Here is an 18,344-nt window from a genome sequence, read left to right on the forward strand (position 1 = left end):
CGGCGATCCGGACAGGGATGGGCGACATGATCTCAAGGACATTGGCGGCATTCGGCATAGCCGTCGCGACTGTATTTCCGTTCACATCGGCCCAGGCGGCCGACATAACCGCGGAATCCGTCAAGGCGGCGCTGCCAAGGCTGGACGCGATCGTCAACGACGCCATGGAGCAGACGGAAGTGCCGGGCGTCGCCGTCGCGGTGGTCGTCGGCGATGAGGTCGTCTATCTGAAGGGGTTCGGCGTCCGCAAGGTCGGGGAGGACGCGCCGGTCGATCCCGACACCGTCTTCCAGATCGCTTCGGTTTCCAAGCCGCTCACCTCGTCGGCGATCGCCTCGGTCGTCGGAACGGGCGAAGTGGCGTGGGACAGCCGGATCGCCGATCTCGATCCCGGTTTCCGCCTGATCCAGCCGTGGGTGTCGGGCCAGGTCACGATCCGGGATCTTCTGTCACACAGGAGCGGCATGCCCGATCACGCCGGCGACCTGCTCGAAGACCTCGGCTATGATCGCGCGGAAATCCTCTACCGGCTGCGCTTCCTTAAACCCTCGAGCAGTTTTCGTTCGCAATACGCCTACACGAATTTCCTGTTCACGGAGGCCGGCGTCGCGGCCGCGCGGACGTTGAACACGTCGTGGGAAGATCTGATCGACGCCCGCGTCTTCGAACCGCTGGGCATGACGTCAAGCAGCGCGCGCCACGCCGACTATCTGGCGGCCGAAAACCGCGCCTCCATCCATGCAATAGAAAACGGCGAGGCGCTCGCCAGATATGACCGCAATCCCGACGCCCAGGCGCCGGCGGGCGGGGTCAGTTCCAGCGCGCGGGACATGGCGAAGTGGCTGACCCTCCTGATCAACAAGGGCAGCTTCGATGGCCGGCAGATCATCGACGGTGACGCCCTTGGCGAAACGTTCCGTCCGCAGATCACCAGCGGGACAAGTCATGAAGACGGCCGGGCGGAGTTTTACGGCCTCGGCTGGATCGTCAATTATGATACGAACGGCCTGATCCGGCTTTCCCATTCCGGAGCATTCTTCACCGGCGCGCGCTCGGTCGTATCCTTCCTGCCCGGCGAGGAGGTGGGGATCGTCGTGCTCGCCAACGCCTTTCCGACAGGACTGCCGGAAGCCGTGACCAACACTTTCTTCGACATCCTGCTTCGCGGTGAGCCCCGGCGCGACTGGCTGCCCCTGTTCGAGGGCCTGTTCCAGCAGATGCTGGACGCCGAAGCCGGTTACGATTTCTCGTCGCCGCCGGAGACAGTGTCACCGGGACTTTCCGCTTCGGCCTATAGCGGCCAATACGCCAATCCCTACTTCGGCGACCTGCAGATTACGGAAGAAAGCGACGGCCTCGCCATTCGTCTCGGCAATGATCTGGGGCCGTTTCCGCTTGCCCACTGGGATCGGGACATCTTCAATTTCACGTTCCTGACGCATGGCGACGACGGCGAAAGGACGGTCGGCGTCACCTTCACCGTGCCGGACGGCAAGCAGGCCGGCGCCGTCACGCTCGATTTTCTCAACGCCTACGGGACCGGAACGTTCGTCAGGGCAGGAGACGGGAAGGAATAGTCATTCGTTTCCCGTCCGGTAGCGCAACGGGTAGCGATCGGCTTCCTCGAACACGTCCATCAACAGGCTTCCCGCCTTGAGCCTCGCGGAATGCGGCGCGCCGGCCGGGATGTCCCAGCTGTCGCCTGGCTTACAGACGCGTGTCTTCCCGTTCACTGTCAGTTCGACAGAGCCAAGGAATATGGAGCCCCATTGCGGTCCATGACTGTGCTCGGGGAGGTCGAAATCTTTGTGGACAGTGAAATAGACGACCAGCGCGTCGTCCGAACGAATGGCGTTGGTCGTGACGAGGTCCTCGGGAAAGGGAATGTCGACTGCCGGCAACGACCTGATGAATTCTGGAAACTGCATGTCTTCCTCCTGCATTTTTGATGATGGCGATACCGGGACTCCTGTCCGGCGATTTGCTTCCAGGCGACCGTTATCCCGCTCGGGCCTCGTCGTAACTGGCCATCAGATCGTTGAATTTCTCGCCCTGGATGGCGACGTGGTCGTGCATCAGGCGCCCAGTGAGGTCGGCGTCTCCGGACCGGATCGCTTCAACGATGTCGCGGTGTTCGTTCAGGGATTGCCGCATACGGTTTCTCACGCGGAGCTGAAGCCGTCGAAAGGGCCTCAGGCGACGATGCAGCTTCGAAGCCTCGCCGCTCAGAAAGGTGTTGCCGCTCGCCGCGTAGATCAGGTGGTGGAAGGTCTCGTTCTCACGATAATACTGGTCGGTGTCTCCGGCCAGATGCGCGGCTTCGCATCCCTGCATCGCCTTTTCGATGGCGACAATGCCGCTGTCGGTCATTCGGCGGGCGGCAAGACGTCCGCACATGCCTTCCAGTTCCGCCATGACCTCGAACATCTCGATCGTGCGCCGGAAGCTCGGATAGCGCACGAAGGCTCCGCGTCGTGGAAGCTGTTCGACAAGGCCGGAAGCCGACAGGGCGTGAAGGGCCTCGCGCACCGGCGTGCGCGACACGTTGAACTGTTCCGACAACGAGACCTCGTCCAGCCGTTCACCATCGGCGAAGGCCCCGCCTATGATGGACTGTTCCAGTTCTTCGCGAATCCTGTCTGCTGTTCGTTCCGTCATGTCCAGACACTATTTCTGCTGCAAGCATTCCACAATGCATTTCTTGTATACAAGAATATTGACAATGCATGCAATTGGTGTTGTCATTCAATCGTCAATTGATCACGACGATCAACACGGCGCCCCGGCGCCAAGGGAGGAAATCATGAAAATACTTACCGCCGGCCTCGCCGGCGCCATTCTCATGTCCGTGTCACTAGGCGCGGTCGCACAGGACATGACCCTGAAGGCTTCGCATCAGTTCCCGGGAGGAAAGGGCGATGCGCGCGACGAGATGGTGCAGATCCTCGCCAAGGAAATCGAGGCCGCCGACGTCGGCCTGAAGGTGCAGGTCTATCCGGGCCAGTCGCTTTACAAGGCTCGCGAACAGTGGGGCGCCCTGACGAAGGGGCAACTCGACTTCACGTCTTTCCCGCTGGACTATGCTTCCGGCCGAGTGCCGCAGTTTTCCGTGACCCTGATGCCAGGCCTGGTGCGCAACCATGACAGGGCCAAGCGGCTCAACGATTCTCCGTTCATGGAAGACATCAAGGCGCTGATCGAGGAAAACGGCGCAATGGTTATTGCGGACGCCTGGTTGAGCGGCGCCTTCGCCTCGAAAAGCAACTGCATCACCTCGCCTGAAAGCATATCGGGGCAGGTGACGCGCGCCGCCGGGCCGGCCTTCGAACAGATGCTCGTCGGTGCCGGAGCCTCCATCGCCTCCATGCCGTCTTCCGAGATCTACACCGGCATGCAGACTGGCGTGCTTGACGCGGCGAACACCTCTTCGGGATCGTTCGTATCCTACCGGCTGTTCGAGCAGGTGAAATGTCTGACGGCGCCTGGCGAAAACGCGCTCTGGTTCATGTACGAGCCGCTGCTCGTCTCCATGGACACCTGGAACAAGCTCAACGACGAGCAGAAGGCGGCGGTGCTCGCCGCCGGTCAGAAAGCCGAGGAATATTTCGACAGCCAGGCGCGTGATCTGGACGCCCGCATGGTCGACACGTTCAAGCAGGCCGGTGTCGAGATTACCGAAATGTCACCGGAAGACTATGAGCAGTGGCTCGCCATCGCCAAGGAGACTTCCTACAAGGAATTCGCCAATGTCGACGGCGGTCAGGAACTGATTGAAAAAGCCCTTGCGGTCGACTGATCTCCAACGTCGCCGGGCGCCTCACGCAGGGCGTCCGGCGTTTCCGGAAAAGCCATGACCATTTTCATTCGCGCCGTTGAGGCTGCTTCGCGACTATGCGGCCTCGCATCGATGGTTCTGCTTGCCGCGGCGGTCATCGTCGTCTCTGAAATGGTCTTCGTACGTTACGTGCTTGGCCACTCCACCATCTGGCAGACGGAATTCGTAATCTATTCGATCATCGCCTCGACCTTCATCGGCGCGCCTTACGTGCTGCTTCTGCATGGACATGTCGGCGTCGACCTGCTGCCGAACGCGCTTCCGCGCGGGCCTGCGCGTCTGATGAATATCGTCGCATCGCTGATAGCGCTGGCCTTCTGCGCCCTTGTGGCGTGGACGAGCGGGCATTTCTGGTACGAGGCCTTTTCCAGAGGCTGGACCACGGAAACCGTCTGGAAGATTCCGCTCTGGATTCCGCTGCTGCCGCTGCCGCTTGGAATGATCATGACCTGCCTGCAGTACGTCGTTCAGATCATGAAGCCGGTCGAACCGACCCAACCGGAGGCGTTCAGCGGATGAGCCCTCTCGAGATCGGACTTTACATTTTCATCGCGCTCATGGCGCTTTTTGCCAGCGGCATGCCCATCGCATTCGCTCTGGGCGCGGTCTCTGTGGCGGCCCTGCTATTTACCGAAGGCACAAGTTCGCTCGACATACTGGGCGAAACCTTTTTTGCAGGGTTGAATTCCTTCACCCTCGTCTCGATCCCGATGTTCATCCTGATGGGGGCGGCGGTTGCATCCAGTCCGGCCGGCAAGGATCTGTACGAAGCGCTGGACCGCTGGCTGAACCGCGTTCCGGGCGGCCTCGTCCTGTCCAATCTCGGCGCCTGTTCCATCTTTGCGGCTCTGTCCGGCTCGTCGCCGGCGACCTGCGCGGCGATCGGCAAGATGGGCATTCCGGAGATGCGGCAGCGTGGCTATCCCGCGGAAATCGCCACGGGATCGATCGCCGCAGGCGGAACGCTCGGCATCCTCATTCCCCCGTCGATCACCATGATCGTCTATGGCATCGCCACGGAGACGTCGATCGGGCGGCTTTTCATCGCCGGCATACTGCCCGGCCTTCTGCTGACCGGGCTGTTCATGCTCTGGTCGATCTATTCCTGCTGGCGGCAGGGCCTGTCGCTCAAGAGCATGGCCGACCGCTATTCCTGGAAGCAGAAGTTCGAGGTTCTGCCCCGCGTGCTGCCGTTCATGGCGATCATCGCGGGCATCCTCTATGTGCTCTACGGCGGCGTGGCGACGCCATCCGAGGCAGCCGGCGTCGGCGCTCTGTTCTGTCTTGTTCTGGTGGTGGTGATCTACCGGATGTTTCGCGCAAAGCCCATTATCTCGATGTTCCGGGATACGGCCAAGGAATCGGTGATGATCATGATGATCATCGCGGCGTCCGAACTGTTCGCCTTCACCCTTTCGCTGACGTTCGTCACCCAGTCCATCGCCGAGTGGATCTCGATGCTCGACGTCAATCGCTGGGTGCTGATGGCGATGATCAACGCCTTTCTGCTGGTTGCAGGCTTCTTCCTGCCGCCGGTCGCCGTGATCCTGATGACAGCGCCCATCTTGTTGCCGATCATTCTGCAGGCCGGGTTCGATCCATACTGGTTCGCCGTGATCCTCACCATAAATATGGAGATTGGCCTGATCACGCCGCCGGTCGGACTCAATCTCTATGTCATTAACGGCATTGCTCCGGATATACGTCTCCAGACTATCCTGCGCGGTTCGCTGCCCTATGTCATGTGCATGGTGCTTGCGATTGTTATCCTGTGTATCTTCCCGGGTATCGTAACCTGGTTGCCGACGGCACTGATGGGACCTGCGCTTTGACACGATCGAATTTTCTTGCAGATCTCCTGTCCTCGGTCTTCGAGCGCGGCCAGCGGCGTTTCGTCAGCCGCGACAGCCGGTCGATTGAGGAATTGTGCAAGGCTCTTCTGTCGGAAAGCGGAGAATCTTCCGGGACGCGTCTGGCCGGCGCCATCCTCGACCGTTATGCGGAACTCGACGACGAAGCCAGGAAGCGTTTCTTTGCCCTGCTTGTCGAGGAATACGACATCGACACGGACAAAGTGGCTGCGGCCGCCACCAGATACGGCGACAGCAGGGACGGCGCCGATCTTGCCATACTGCTGGAAGAAGCCGAGCCAAAACGACAGGAACTGCTTCGGCGGGTCAATCGCGCGCCCGGCGCTACCGGCCAGCTTGTGCGCATGCGCGCCGATCTTTTGTCGCTGTTGAAGGAAAATCCCGAATTCCGGCGGGCTGATATCGATTTCGACCATCTGTTCGCGTCGTGGTTCAACCGGGGTTTCCTCGTCCTCCGGCACATCGACTGGATGACGCCGGCGAATATTCTCGAGAAGATCATCGAATATGAAGCCGTTCACGCCATCGATGACTGGGAAGACCTGCGCCGCCGGCTGGCGCCGGAAGACCGGCGCTGCTTCGCCTTCTTCCACCCGTCAATGCCCGACGAGCCATTGATCTTCGTCGAGGTGGCGCTTGCGACCGGTATTCCGGGTTCGATCCAGGACGTGCTGAGCGAAGACCGCAAGCATGTCGACGAGGATGAGGCGACTGCGGCGGTTTTTTACTCCATATCCAACTGCCAGAAGGGGCTCGCAGGCGTGTCCTTCGGCAATTTTTTGATCAAGCAGGTGGCGACGGACCTGAAGCAAAGCCTGCCGAATCTCAAAACCTTCGTCACCCTGTCGCCGGTTCCGGGCTTTAACGACTGGCTTCGCGGGCAGGCGGCTCTGGACGGCGACGAGCAGCGCGCTGATCGCGACGAAATTCTCGCTATACTTGAGGCAGGTGACGGTGGGAAACTTTCCGAATATTCGACCGAACTGACGCGCCTGGCCGCGGAATATGTTTGTCTTGCCAAGCGGCCGGACGGGCGGCCCGCAGATCCGGTTGCGCGATTCCACCTTGGCAACGGCGCGCGGCTCGAACGGATCAATCCGCAGGGCGATCTGTCGCGGAAAGGATTGGCCGCTTCGAGTGGCGTTATGGTCAACTATCTCTATGACCTGAACACGGTCGAGGACAATCACGAGGCCTATGCCCACAACAATGAAGTGATCGTCGCCCGGCCGATCAGAGCCTTGCTGCGCGAACGGCCGGGGCGAAAGACACAACGGAGTTCCGAGAATGCCTAATGCCCTCTACGACGCATTGTTTGAACAGCACCGGGGCAGCAGTCGGCCTTATATCTTCAAGCCCGACGGGACGAGCATTACCTATTCGGATTTCCTGGCGATGGCGGCGCGCACGGCCCATGCATTGGTATCCTGCGGCGTGGAGCCTGGCGACCGGGTCGCCGTCCAGATTTCGAAGTCTCCGGAAGCGCTCGCGCTCTATATCGCCTCGGTGCAGGCGGGCGCGATTTTCCTGCCGCTGAACACGGCCTATACGCCTTCCGAGATTGAATATTTCGTCGATAACGCCGGACCGAAACTGGTCGTTTGCGATCCGGCCTCCGTCGACGCCCTGTCCCCCATTGCGGCTGCGGCTGGGGCCGAGCTGAAGACGCTTGCTGGCGATGGATCGGGCTCGCTGACGGATCTGGCGAAGGATCAATCCACAACCTTCCCGACGGTCGATCGGGGTCCTGACGACCTCGCGGCGTTCCTCTACACGTCCGGCACCACAGGGCGTTCCAAGGGCGCGATGCTTACACACGACAACCTGCTTTCCAACGCTTTGTCTCTTGTGGACGCATGGCGCTTTACGGAGGACGATATCCTCCTGCACGCCTTGCCGATCTTCCACACCCACGGGCTTTTCGTTGCCGCCAATACGCTGACGCTTGCAGGCGGCGCGATGATCTGGTTGCCCGGATTCCAGATCGACGCGGTGATCGAAAACCTTCCGCATGCGACATCCATGATGGGCGTGCCGACCTTCTACACCCGGCTGCTGGACGACCCGCGCTTCACGCAGGACCTCGTCAATCATATGCGGCTGTTTACTTCCGGAAGCGCGCCGCTTCTCGCCGAAACCCACGTCGCCTTCGAGGAGCGGACAGGCCATCGTATCCTCGAGCGCTACGGCATGACCGAGACCAACATGAACACCTCCAATCCCTATGACGGCGAGCGCCGGGCGGGAACCGTCGGCTTCCCGCTGCCCGGCGTCAGCCTGCGCATCTGCGATCCGGAAACGGCAGACGAACTCCCGCAAGGCGAGATTGGCGTTATCGAGGTCAAGGGTCCGAACGTCTTCAAGGGTTACTGGCGGATGCCTGACAAGACGAAGGAGGAATTTCGCGACGACGGTTTCTTCATCACCGGCGATCTCGCCCGGATCGACCAGGACGGCTACGTGCATATTGTCGGACGCGCCAAGGATCTGATCATCTCGGGTGGTTACAACATCTATCCGAAGGAGGTCGAATTGCTACTCGACGAACAGCAGGGCGTGCTTGAATCCGCCGTCATTGGCGTGCCGCATCCCGATTTCGGCGAGGCTGTGGTCGCGGCTGTCGTTCCGCAGAAGGGATCGGCTGTAGACGAAGCGGACATTTTGGGAGCGCTCCACGACAAGATCGCCCGCTTCAAGCAACCGAAGCGCATTCACATCGTTCCGGAACTTCCACGAAACACAATGGGCAAGGTCCAGAAGAACTTGCTACGGGATCAGTTCGGCAAGGATTTCAGCGCCTGAGCGGCGCCTGCCGATTTCTGACGCCGCTCGGGCTGACGCTATTCGAGCAGTTCGGTTTCCACGAACTCGACCGTGCCGGGTCCTGGATTGACGACGTTGTGCTCGACGCCGGCCTTGCGGAAATAGGATTCTCCAGCGACCATGTCATAAGTGTTTTCCGTTCCATCCGGAGAAACAATCAGGAGCTTTCCGCACATCGTCGGCACGACGACATAGTCATGGCCGTGGATATGCCAGCCCGTCGCCGTGTTGGGCGGAAACGTCCAGCGCGTGACGCGAACACGTTCATTCTCTGCCTGAACGGTTGCCGTGGCGGACGGGTATTCCTTGCGTTCTGCCATTCTGGTTCTCCGGTTGCGGCGACCAGGGAGAAACCCTGGTTTGGGCGACCGCCGTCTACTGGTAGAGCGTCACTGTCTTCACCACAAGGATGATAACGGCGGCAAGATCGTCTCTCAACTCATGACCTTCATGCGAGAGCGCAACTCCCTTGTCCCGATCGACGTGACCATCGATGCGACGGCCCGGATCCCCTACCAATACTGTTTTGTAGTATGTCGTATCTGTCGCTCGTCTCCGCCAATCAGCACCGGCTGTCGCCGATTGCTTCGACACTCGACGATTTGATGCGGGATATCGTTTACGATCGACCTGCAAGCCAAGAGCTGTCAATATTTAAAAAAATATTTCAATGGTTGAGCGCATCCAAAGTTAACTATGCTTGTTACTTGACAATTTCTCCATCCGGTTCAACAAATGCACCAGCCATGCGCGAAAGCGACCAGGAGTCGGGGGCATGTCGTCCCTGGCCTTTTTCGGGGGATAGGGAAATGACCGATAATCCAATGACTGCAGCTTCCGGCGTCCGGGAGATCATCGCAAAACACAAAACGTGGTTCACGGTGCTCGGCGTATGCCTGATCATCCTCGGCATTCTGGCAATCATTTTTCCGCTTCTGGGAACAATCGTCGCCAAAACGTTCCTGGGCTGGCTGTTCCTGATAGGCGGCATTGTTCAGGTTGTCCATGCGTTTTCGACGGCCAAGTGGAGCGCGTTTTTCTTCAATCTGCTCGTCGGCGTTCTCTACATCGTTGTTGGCGCATGGCTGGCTTTCCTGCCGCTGGCCGGCATCTTGACGCTGACCATCCTGCTCTCGGCGATGTTCATCGTGCAAGGCGTGCTGGAAATCGCGATGGGATTTCGCCTGCGCCCGAACAGCGGCTGGGGCTGGGTGCTGGTCGCCGGAATTCTGGCGCTGGTCGTCGGCGTATTGATCTTCCTCGAATTGCCGGGTTCCGCCGCCTGGGCGATTGGATTGCTTGCCGGCATCAACCTGATTTCTTCGGGATGGGCCTACGTCTTCATGGCGATGGCCGCCGGCAAGGAAACGCCGACCACCTGATCGCCATACGAAACTCGTCGACGCGGCCGAGAGGGACAGTCCAAACTTTCGGCCGCGTTTCCGTCGTCGTCGAAGCGCTACACCTGGCTATATGAAAAAGGTCAATGTTCGCATTACAGGCAGGGTGCAGGGGGTGTCGTATCGCGCTTGGACCCGAGCGACGGCCGAGCAGATGGGGCTGACCGGCTGGGTCCGCAATGAGCCGGACGGCTCTGTGTTTGCGCTGTTATGCGGCTCCGACGAGAACGTCGCCGTCATGATCGAAACTCTGTGGAGCGGTCCTCCTGCAGCAATCGTCGATAATGTGGAGGTCAGCGAGGCTGAAGCGGCCGACGAGGCGCGTGGTTTCAAAATCACCCGCTGACAGGAACGTCTGCAGGCGCAGTATCAGGTATCGGCGGTTTCTTTTTTACGTTCGGGTGTTTGTACCCTGACCGGAGGCGGCCGCCGGTTTTGGTGGCCATACCAGCTGTTTGATCCGGTATCGGCGTATTTTGCCTCCAGCAGGGCTGCGACATCCGCCATCGTGCCGTCATGGGGCACCCAGCCGTTTTCGATATCGGGAAAATCGAGCTTGCAGTTGGCGCATTTCGAACCCGACTGAAACTTGATCGGGCACCAGAAGGACTCCAGATTGCGCAGCATCTCCGCGCCGAGCGAATAGACCCCCGTCATCCAGTCGCAGTAAAGACACCACAGACGATCGTGCCCCACCAGGCCCTCGAATTTGTGGCGGCTTATCGCCACCCAGTCCCCGGATTTGTAAGGCGGCAGATTGATGCCCCAGACAAGCACCGGATAAACGACGATCTCGGCAAGGCGGATCAACCAGAAAGCCGGAAAGGCCAGCGTCGTCGTCCAAAGTGCGGTCTGCTGCCGAAAGCTGCTGCCGACGATGCGATTCAGGGTCGTGACGATGCGTGGCCCCTTCCGGATAAGCTCCCGATGGTGGTATTCGTGCGCAATCACCCACACGAAATACGCAATCAGACAACCGGCAAGCGCGCCGGCCAGTCCAGCCCAGCCGCCAAGGATCGCGCCGGCGGCAAGCGGCAGGACCTGATAGGCGACGATCACGCCGTCGAGCGCGGGCGCTTTGGAGAGTGAATCAAGGATTCGTCGGCCCGAAGGGCCAAGGCGAGCAAGAATGTGCAGCCCGGCCGTCAATGCCAACAAGTAGCTTGCGATAGCGATTGCAGTGGTCAGAAAAGTGGTCATGTATGTGTGCCCGACAAATAATGTCGGCTGCACACTTAAGGCAATTCAATAGAATTCGCAAACAGCTACATAATGTAAATCAGGCATTACAGCAGATTTTGTAAGTATATTTTGAGTAAAAATTTATTCGAATATTACGAATTGTGACTTACGAAGCAGAACGTGCAGGAACAGCGGCGAAATCCCGGGGTCCGCCACCACGGGTTCGGCCAATACTGTCCTGCGTGGCTAACTGCTACAACCTGATGAATGCGCTGCTATTGCAGCAGCGTCAAACCGTCGGCAAGGCCGTCCGTGTCGATCTGGAAAGTCATCGGCGCGCCATTGACCGACGTGATCGTCGCGCGGGCCGTCGTCGCCGATTTCAGCATCGTCACGAAATCGGGAGCCAGGTTGGCGCGGGAGAGGCAGAAGCGGGGCGTGCAATCCTCAAAAGGCAAGACAATGGGTTTCGGAGTTCCTGCTTCGATAATGATGCCGCGGCTGACCTTAACGCCGGTGCGGGTTCGCCACACGGCGCTCATATTGCCCTCGGGATCGGCGGTTATTGTCCAGGCAAAGGCAAGAGAACCGTTCGCGCCTTCCTTTACGCTATGGCTGATGCTGCACTGTCTGGCGGACGCAGGTTCGTCCGTGCAGCTGTAATCCCAGGCGCCGATCGGCTGTCCAATCCGAATTTCCGCAGGATTTTCCAGGGCGACGCGGGAAGCGGTGGTGCGGGTCGTCTGTGTTGTCCGCGAGGCCTGGCTCGCAGGTCTGTTTAATCCCGTCTTTTGCGCTGCGGGTTCGATTTTGGATTCGCTGGAAGCAATTGTGGTCGCATCGTCGCCTCCGGCCGCTTCAATCCGGGCCCGGACACTTGCGACGATCACCTCGACACTGTTCTGGAAACGGCGCAAATCTCCCGGCGGCACCACAACAATTGCGATAAGAACGGCGGCCAGCAAAGCAATCAGTAGTGTGATGAAGGCGAAACGCATGGGAGCCCGACGATACGAAAAGGTCCGAAAGACCTACCATCCGGAGCGACTTTTCTTCAAGTTGCAAATAGATGGATCCAACCTCAGGATTAACGGGGCGGCTGGTCGCAATACAGGTTTGGCGCACATGACATTCTATCGCTCTCCGTCAATTATCCCCGACAGGCAGGTTCGACCTTTCAACCAGTTCATGTCTTTTGAGAAACTCCAGCATCCGGTCGCGTAGCCCAAGACGCCACAGTTCGGTATGTCCGGCGTCTTCGAAAAGAGCAAATTGCTTTGGGTCGTTCGCGAGTTCATAAAGGGCCTGTCCCTGTGCGAACGGAACCACCCTGTCATCCGTCCCGTGCAGAATGAGAACAGGCTCCGTCACGTCGATGATACGGTCCCTGCTTTTGAACTGGTCCTTCATGAGAAACGAGACCGGAAGCCAGGGATAGGCGCTCGCGGCGATGTCCACCGTCGCTGTGAACGGCGCTTCAAGGATGAGCGCTTCCGCGTCTCTTTCAGCCGCTACGGCGGTGGCGACCCCGGTGCCGAGGGATTCGCCATGTAATATGACGCCGGATGAAATGGCGTCTGCGCGGTCGAAATGATGAAGCGCATCGGAAATGAACATTTCTTCCGAGGGCGATCCTTCGCTGCCGGGATATCCGCGATAGGCGGGCGCGTAGAAACCAAGTCCGCTTTCCATGATTTGCTGGAAGCGCGTCGCACGGGTTGAAATGTTGCCCCCATTGCCCTGGAAATAGAGAACTGTCGGCAGGTCGTGGCGGGCGGGCTCTGCGCGCCAAACCGTCACCACAACGCCGTCCGCCATTGTCACATTTTCGACGATCACCCCCTCAAGGCCTTCGTCGACCGGATCGGACAACGCGCCGGACGGGATGAAGACATGGTCGCGCTGTGTCGCGTACAGGAAGCCTGCCGCGGCTGCGTAGAGCACGACCGCGATCACGACAAGGTTGAGGATGTTTCGCAGGATTTTCGCCATTTGTTTTACTCTATCGCCGATCGATCAATGGGCCCGGGGACAGGTTGCCTGACTGAAGGCCGTTTCAAGTTGCCTTTCAAATTCCAATTTACAGGCTTGGTCAAATTCCATAGCCTGCCTCCATAAAAATCAATCTGTGGGCATTCAACCAAAGTCTGCTTGCAAGATTCGGGGAATATGAATAAATAAACGAGCGTTCAATTAATCATTGAGCGTCTATTGAAGCGACAAGCTTCATCGGTCGATTGAGGAGTCGGCCGGACTGGGAGGAGAATCTGGGGTAATGCCAAAGTCGGGCCAAAAGGCCGGCCGGAAGCCGGTTACCTTTCCGCAATATCTTGTGCTGAATGCAGAGCGTTACGCCGATCGAACGGCGATGCGCCACAAAAGCTACGGCATCTGGCAGAGCTGGAGCTGGCCCGAACTTTTCGAGGAGATCAGGGCGTTCTCGCTGGGTCTGCGCGAACTCGGTCTGAAAAAAGGCGACAAGGTCGCCATTGTCGGCTCCAACCGGCCGCGCCTCTACTGGTCTTTCTGCGCGATACAGGCGCTTGGCGGCGTGCCGGTGCCTGTGTATGCCGATTCAGTCGCCGAGGAGATGGTCTACGTCCTCGAGCACGCCGAAGTCGTCATGGCGATCTGTCAGGATCAGGAGCAGGTCGACAAAGTTCTTTCCATGCAGGACAAGCTTACTTCGCTGCAGCGCGTGCTATACGACGAAGTCCGCGGCATGCGCGACTACGATCAGGAGCATCTGTTTTCCATCGATTCCATTCAGGCCCGCGGCGCGGAGATTTTCAAATCCTCCGGCGACGCCGACTGGATTGAGGCGATCGACAGGGGAGAGGGGGCTGATCTCGCGGTCATGCTCTACACGTCAGGCACGACCGGACGGCCGAAGGGCGTGATGCTTTCTTTCGACAATCTGGTGATTTCCGCGCTTAACGGCAATGCGTTCGATCATCTGGACGAGCATGAACAGACGATCGCTTATCTCCCGCTTGCTTGGGTCGGCGATCATATTTTCTCCTACGCCCAGGCTTATACCGCCGGATATTGCGTTTGCTGCCCGGAAAGTCCGGATACCGTGACCGAAGACCGGCGAGAAATCGCACCGACTTACTTCTTTGCCCCGCCCCGCGTTTTCGAGATCCTGCTGACACAGATCATGGTCCGCATGGAGGACGCCGGAAAGACCAAGAAGCGCATGTTTGACAACTTCATGGCGCATGCGCGCAAGGTTGGCGAACCGATCCTGAACGGCGAGCCCGTGGGGCTGGCGGACCGGATAAAGTACTGGATCGGAGAAATCCTTGTTTACGGCCCGCTGAAAAACCGCATGGGGTTCAGCGGCCTCAAGGTCGGCTACACTGCGGGCGAGGCGATCGGTCCGGAAATCTTTCGTTTCTATCGAGCGCTCGGGCTGAACCTGAAGCAGCTCTACGGCCAGACGGAAGCGTCCGTGTACATAACCGCCCAACCCGACGGCGAAATCCGAGCCGACACGGTTGGCAGGCCCTCTCCGGATGTGGAGATCCGCATCGACGAGGACTCAGGAGAAGTGCTTTACCGTTCTCCTGGCGTATTCCTCGGCTACTACAAGAATGACGAGGCGACCCGCACGACCAAGACGGAAGAGGGCTGGGTCCACACCGGCGACGCGGGCTTTTTCGATCAGGAAGGCCACCTCAAGATCATCGACCGGGCCAAGGATGTCGGCAAGCTGGCCAACGGCAATCTGTTCGCGCCGAAATATATCGAGAACAAGCTCAAATTCTTCCCGAATATCAAGGAGGCCGTGGCCTTTGGCGATGGTCGTCCCTATTGCACGGTTTTCCTGAATATCGACCTTACATCCGTCGCGAGCTGGGCCGAGCGCAACAATATTTCCTATGCGTCCTATCAGGAACTCGCCGCTCATCCGGAGGTCTATCGGATGATGGAAGAACATGTGGATCAGGTGAACCGCGAATTGGCCGCCGAAGAAATGATGGCCGGTTCGCAGATCCATCGCTTTCTCGTGCTTCACAAAGAACTAGACGCCGATGACGGCGAGCTCACCCGGACCCAGAAGGTGCGGCGCTCCTTCATTTCGGAACGTTACGAGCCGTTGATCGAGGCGCTTTACGACGGTTCGACCTCCAAACATGTCGAGACGGAAGTCATCTTCGAGGATGGCCGGAAAGGCAAGATCGCCGCGACCGTGGAGATCCGCGAAATGAAGGAACACGCACCCAGCTTTGCGAAGGAGGCTGCGGAATGAACGTTCATGTTCACCCGACGCAAGAGTTTCGGTTCATGCGGCCTGATGACGGGATCAAAAAAGGCGATCCGCTGCTGGTCGTCGACGACATCTCGCTGTCATTCGGCGGCGTAAAGGCGATCACCGACATATCATTCGACATATTGAAGGGCGAGATCCGCGCGATTATCGGTCCCAACGGCGCTGGCAAAACCTCGATGCTCAACGTCATCAACGGTTTTTATCATCCGCAAAAGGGCACGATCACCTTTCGTGGTCAGAAGCGCAGCCGCATGCGACCGCACGAGGCCGCCAATCACGGCATCGCACGCACCTTCCAGAACATCGCGCTGTTTAACGGCATGAGCGTTCTCGACAACATCATGACCGGGCGCATCACGCTGATGAAGCGCAACATGCTCTGGCAGGCTCTGTGGCGCGGACCGGCGGAAACCGAGGAAATCGAAAACCGCGAGATTGTCGAGCGGATCATCGATTTCCTCGAAATCGAATATATTCGAAAAACACCGGTGGGACGGCTGCCCTATGGCCTGCAAAAACGCGTCGAACTCGGACGCGCGCTGGCAGCCGAACCGTCGCTTCTTCTTCTCGACGAGCCGATGGCCGGCATGAACCTCGAGGAAAAGGAGGACATGAGCCGCTACATCCTCGACGTGAACCAGCAATTCGGCACGACAATCGCGTTGATCGAACACGATATGGGCGTTGTCATGGATCTTTCCGACCGGGTCGTGGTCCTCGATTACGGCCAGAAGATCGGCGATGGAACGCCGGACGCGGTGCGCAATAACCAGGATGTCATCGACGCCTATCTCGGAGTTAGCCATGACTGACAGGCGCCAGACAGGAGGAGCAGTCAGGTGAGCCCCGCATTCCTGAATTTCATCGAGATTTTCATCAACGGTCTGATGGCCGGGATCATGTATTCTCTCGTTGCCCTCGGCTTTGTGCTGATCTTCAAGGCGTCCGGCATTTTCAACTTCGCACAAGGCGTCATGGCGCTCTTTGCGGCCTTGACGCTGGTTGGTTTGCAGACGGGTCAGGTTCCGTTTTCCCACCTCATTAATGCAATCTTCGGCACGGACATACATGATTGGGGGCCGGGATTGCCGACCTTCCTTGCGATCCTGCTGACCATGGTCGTGATGATCGCGCTAGCGTGGGTTCTTGAAAAATTCGTTCTCAATCATCTGATCAACCAGGAGCCGATCATTCTGTTTATGGCGACGATAGGACTCGCCTATTTTCTGGAGGGTTTCGGCGACTTGATGTGGGGATCGGACGTCAAGACGCTTGATGTCGGCTTACCGTCCGGCGGCTCCTTCTGGTGGGAGGACGTGACGCGCGCGTGGGCGCCGGAAGACGCCGACTACTGGGGCATGTATATCGACAAACTTGACATCAGCGCGACGATCATTGCGGTGGTGCTGGTGACGGCCCTTTCGCTGTTCAGCCAGTACACCGCGACCGGCAGGGCGCTGCGCGCCGTCGCCGACGATCATCAGGCGGCCCTGTCCGTCGGCATTTCCCTGCGCAAGATCTGGGTGATCGTCTGGTCGATCGCCGGGTTCGTGGCGCTGGTCGCAGGCATCATGTGGGGCTCGAAATCCGGCGTGCAGTTCTCCTTGTCGCTGATCGCGCTCAAGGCTCTGCCTGTGCTGATCCTCGGAGGCTTCACATCAATACCGGGCGCCATCGTCGGTGGTCTGATCATCGGTGTCGGCGAAAAGCTCGCCGAAGCTTATATCGGACCGATGGTGGGTGGCGCCATCGAGAACTGGTTCGCCTATGTGGTGGCGCTCGCCTTCCTGCTGTTCAGACCGCAGGGCCTGTTTGGCGACCGGATCATCGAGCGGATATAGCGGGAGGGAACAATGCTCTATCGTGAAGCAGGCGACTTCAAGACCACCTACCGGGCCGACGAACAGACCTTTCCGATCCGGTCGGAGCGCTGGCTGTTCTGGACAGTAATGGTGCTGGCCTTCGCCGTCGTTCCCTTCTTCATCAACGACTACTGGAACAAGGCGGTTCTGGTGCCTTTCCTCGTCTGGGCGCTGGCGGCGCTCGGACTGAACATCCTCACGGGCTATTGTGGCCAGGTGTCGCTTGGCACGGGTGGTTTCATGGCCGTCGGTGCGTTTGCATGCTACAAGATCATGACAGCGTTTCCCGATCTCAACATGTTCATCGTGGTCGTGCTTTCAGGATTTGTGACCGCCGGCGTCGGAATACTGTTCGGTCTGCCTTCGCTCCGCATCAAGGGATTCTATCTCGCCGTGGCGACGCTTGCGGCGCAGTTCTTCCTGATCTGGGTCTTCAACAAGTTTCCATGGTTCTACAACTACTCGGCGTCCGGGCAGATCACGGCGCCTGAACGGACGATCCTCGGAATTGCGGTGACAGGCCCGAACTCGCTGCCTTGGGCGACCTATCTGTTCTGTCTGGCGATCGTCTTCGTGTTCGCCTGGGTGGCGCGCAACCTGACGCGCGGCCGCATCGGCCGATCCTGGATGGCGATCAGGGACATGGATATTGCGGCCGAAATTATTGGCGTGTCGCCGCTCAGGGCGAAACTGTCCGCTTTCGCCGTATCGTCCTTTTATATCGGCATGGCCGGAGCGCTTTTCTTCTCCGTCTATCTGGGCGCAGCGGAAGTCACCGAGGCTTTCGGCATCGACAAATCGTTTCTTGCGCTCTTCATGGTGATCATCGGTGGTCTGGGCTCGATCCTCGGCTCCTTTCTGGGAGCCGGGTTCCTGGTGCTCCTGCCGGTGCTTTTCAAGAACATCATGGTCAACCAGTTCGGCTGGCCGACGGACGTCGCCGCTCATCTGCAGATCATGCTGATCGGCGGTCTCATCATATTTTTCCTGATTGTGGAGCCGCACGGGCTGGCGCAGCTCTGGCGCCTGACCAAGGAGAAACTGCGTTTGTGGCCGTTCCCCTACTAGGGGCGCGCGCCGAAGGAATTCCTTTCG

At 59.0% G+C, this 18,344-nt stretch carries 19 protein-coding genes; 12 read left to right on the top strand and 7 right to left on the bottom strand.

Annotated elements, in window-relative coordinates; all coding sequences use genetic code 11:
* Nucleotides 1-26 precede the first annotated feature (26 nt).
* A complete protein-coding gene (locus tag K1W69_RS01955) occupies nt 27-1,577 on the top strand; it encodes a serine hydrolase (protein WP_220226650.1) in 1,551 nt (516 codons plus the stop codon).
* Here K1W69_RS01955 and K1W69_RS01960 read toward each other — a convergent pair whose 3' ends face one another.
* Nucleotides 1,578-1,928, bottom strand: coding sequence for a cupin domain-containing protein (locus K1W69_RS01960; RefSeq protein ID WP_220226651.1), 351 nt, complete (start codon nt 1,926-1,928; stop codon nt 1,578-1,580).
* Nucleotides 1,929-1,998: 70 nt separating this feature from the next.
* Nucleotides 1,999-2,658 carry a GntR family transcriptional regulator gene (locus K1W69_RS01965; RefSeq protein WP_220226652.1) on the bottom strand — a complete coding sequence of 220 codons (660 nt, stop codon included), beginning with the start codon at nt 2,656-2,658 and terminating at the stop codon, nt 1,999-2,001.
* A gap of 145 nt (nt 2,659-2,803) precedes the next feature.
* Here K1W69_RS01965 and dctP point away from each other — a divergent pair, with 145 nt between their 5' ends.
* Genes dctP through K1W69_RS01990 form a run of 5 tightly spaced genes read left to right on the top strand, consistent with a single transcriptional unit; the run spans nt 2,804 to nt 8,508 of the window.
* Nucleotides 2,804-3,796, top strand: coding sequence for a TRAP transporter substrate-binding protein DctP (dctP, locus tag K1W69_RS01970; protein WP_220226653.1), 993 nt, complete (start codon nt 2,804-2,806; stop codon nt 3,794-3,796).
* 54 nt (nt 3,797-3,850) lie between these two features.
* A complete protein-coding gene (locus K1W69_RS01975; protein ID WP_220226654.1) occupies nt 3,851-4,354 on the top strand; it encodes a TRAP transporter small permease in 504 nt (167 codons plus the stop codon).
* A complete protein-coding gene (locus tag K1W69_RS01980; RefSeq protein WP_220226655.1) occupies nt 4,351-5,667 on the top strand; it encodes a TRAP transporter large permease in 1,317 nt (438 codons plus the stop codon). The genes K1W69_RS01975 and K1W69_RS01980 overlap by 4 nt, the downstream gene beginning before the upstream one ends.
* On the top strand, nt 5,664-7,001 hold the full coding sequence (locus tag K1W69_RS01985) for a malonyl-CoA decarboxylase (protein ID WP_220226656.1): 1,338 nt from the start codon (nt 5,664-5,666) through the stop codon (nt 6,999-7,001). The genes K1W69_RS01980 and K1W69_RS01985 overlap by 4 nt, the downstream gene beginning before the upstream one ends.
* Complete coding sequence (locus K1W69_RS01990) at nt 6,994-8,508, top strand: malonate--CoA ligase (protein WP_220226657.1); 1,515 nt, start codon at nt 6,994-6,996, stop codon at nt 8,506-8,508. Before K1W69_RS01985 ends, K1W69_RS01990 begins: the two co-directional genes overlap by 8 nt.
* 38 nt (nt 8,509-8,546) lie before the next feature.
* Here the strand turns inward: K1W69_RS01990 and K1W69_RS01995 are convergent, their stop codons facing one another.
* Both K1W69_RS01995 and K1W69_RS02000 read right to left on the bottom strand, forming a co-directional pair.
* Complete coding sequence (locus tag K1W69_RS01995; RefSeq protein ID WP_220226658.1) at nt 8,547-8,849, bottom strand: cupin domain-containing protein; 303 nt, start codon at nt 8,847-8,849, stop codon at nt 8,547-8,549.
* A gap of 55 nt (nt 8,850-8,904) precedes the next feature.
* Complete coding sequence (locus tag K1W69_RS02000; protein WP_220226659.1) at nt 8,905-9,048, bottom strand: hypothetical protein; 144 nt, start codon at nt 9,046-9,048, stop codon at nt 8,905-8,907.
* A 14-nt stretch (nt 9,049-9,062) separates the two neighbouring features.
* Here K1W69_RS02000 and K1W69_RS02005 point away from each other — a divergent pair, with 14 nt between their 5' ends.
* Nucleotides 9,063-9,911 (top strand): HdeD family acid-resistance protein, encoded by an 849-nt coding sequence (locus K1W69_RS02005; protein ID WP_220226660.1) that lies wholly within the window; start codon nt 9,063-9,065, stop codon nt 9,909-9,911.
* A gap of 91 nt (nt 9,912-10,002) precedes the next feature.
* Entirely contained in the window at nt 10,003-10,275 is a 273-nt protein-coding gene (locus K1W69_RS02010) for an acylphosphatase (protein ID WP_220226661.1), read from the top strand.
* 23 nt (nt 10,276-10,298) lie between these two features.
* Here K1W69_RS02010 and K1W69_RS02015 read toward each other — a convergent pair whose 3' ends face one another.
* The 3 genes from K1W69_RS02015 to K1W69_RS02025 all read right to left on the bottom strand — a co-directional run bounded on the left by K1W69_RS02015 (nt 10,299) and on the right by K1W69_RS02025 (nt 13,103).
* The gene (locus K1W69_RS02015) at nt 10,299-11,129 is read right to left on the bottom strand and encodes a hypothetical protein (RefSeq protein ID WP_220226662.1); all 831 of its coding nucleotides are present in this window, start codon (nt 11,127-11,129) and stop codon (nt 10,299-10,301) included.
* A gap of 257 nt (nt 11,130-11,386) precedes the next feature.
* The gene (locus K1W69_RS02020) at nt 11,387-12,109 is read right to left on the bottom strand and encodes an invasion associated locus B family protein (protein WP_220226663.1); all 723 of its coding nucleotides are present in this window, start codon (nt 12,107-12,109) and stop codon (nt 11,387-11,389) included.
* 148 nt (nt 12,110-12,257) lie between these two features.
* On the bottom strand, nt 12,258-13,103 hold the full coding sequence (locus tag K1W69_RS02025) for an alpha/beta hydrolase (RefSeq protein ID WP_220226664.1): 846 nt from the start codon (nt 13,101-13,103) through the stop codon (nt 12,258-12,260).
* Nucleotides 13,104-13,386: 283 nt separating this feature from the next.
* On the opposite strand from K1W69_RS02025, the gene K1W69_RS02030 reads away from it, so the two are divergent.
* From K1W69_RS02030 to K1W69_RS02045, 4 genes are read left to right on the top strand one after another with little or no spacing between them, the layout of a single operon-like run.
* A complete protein-coding gene (locus K1W69_RS02030; RefSeq protein WP_220226665.1) occupies nt 13,387-15,366 on the top strand; it encodes an AMP-dependent synthetase/ligase in 1,980 nt (659 codons plus the stop codon).
* Between the two features lie 35 nt (nt 15,367-15,401).
* Nucleotides 15,402-16,199: an ABC transporter ATP-binding protein gene (locus tag K1W69_RS02035; protein WP_220227799.1), complete on the top strand. Its 798-nt coding sequence runs from the start codon at nt 15,402-15,404 to the stop codon at nt 16,197-16,199.
* Between the two features lie 27 nt (nt 16,200-16,226).
* On the top strand, nt 16,227-17,228 hold the full coding sequence (locus tag K1W69_RS02040) for a branched-chain amino acid ABC transporter permease (RefSeq protein WP_370688160.1): 1,002 nt from the start codon (nt 16,227-16,229) through the stop codon (nt 17,226-17,228).
* Between the two features lie 12 nt (nt 17,229-17,240).
* Nucleotides 17,241-18,317: a branched-chain amino acid ABC transporter permease gene (locus K1W69_RS02045; protein WP_220226666.1), complete on the top strand. Its 1,077-nt coding sequence runs from the start codon at nt 17,241-17,243 to the stop codon at nt 18,315-18,317.
* Nucleotides 18,318-18,344 lie beyond the last annotated feature (27 nt).

The organism is Flavimaribacter sediminis (genome assembly GCF_019492055.1).
In the GTDB taxonomy this organism is placed as follows: domain Bacteria; phylum Pseudomonadota; class Alphaproteobacteria; order Rhizobiales; family Rhizobiaceae; genus Flavimaribacter; species Flavimaribacter sediminis.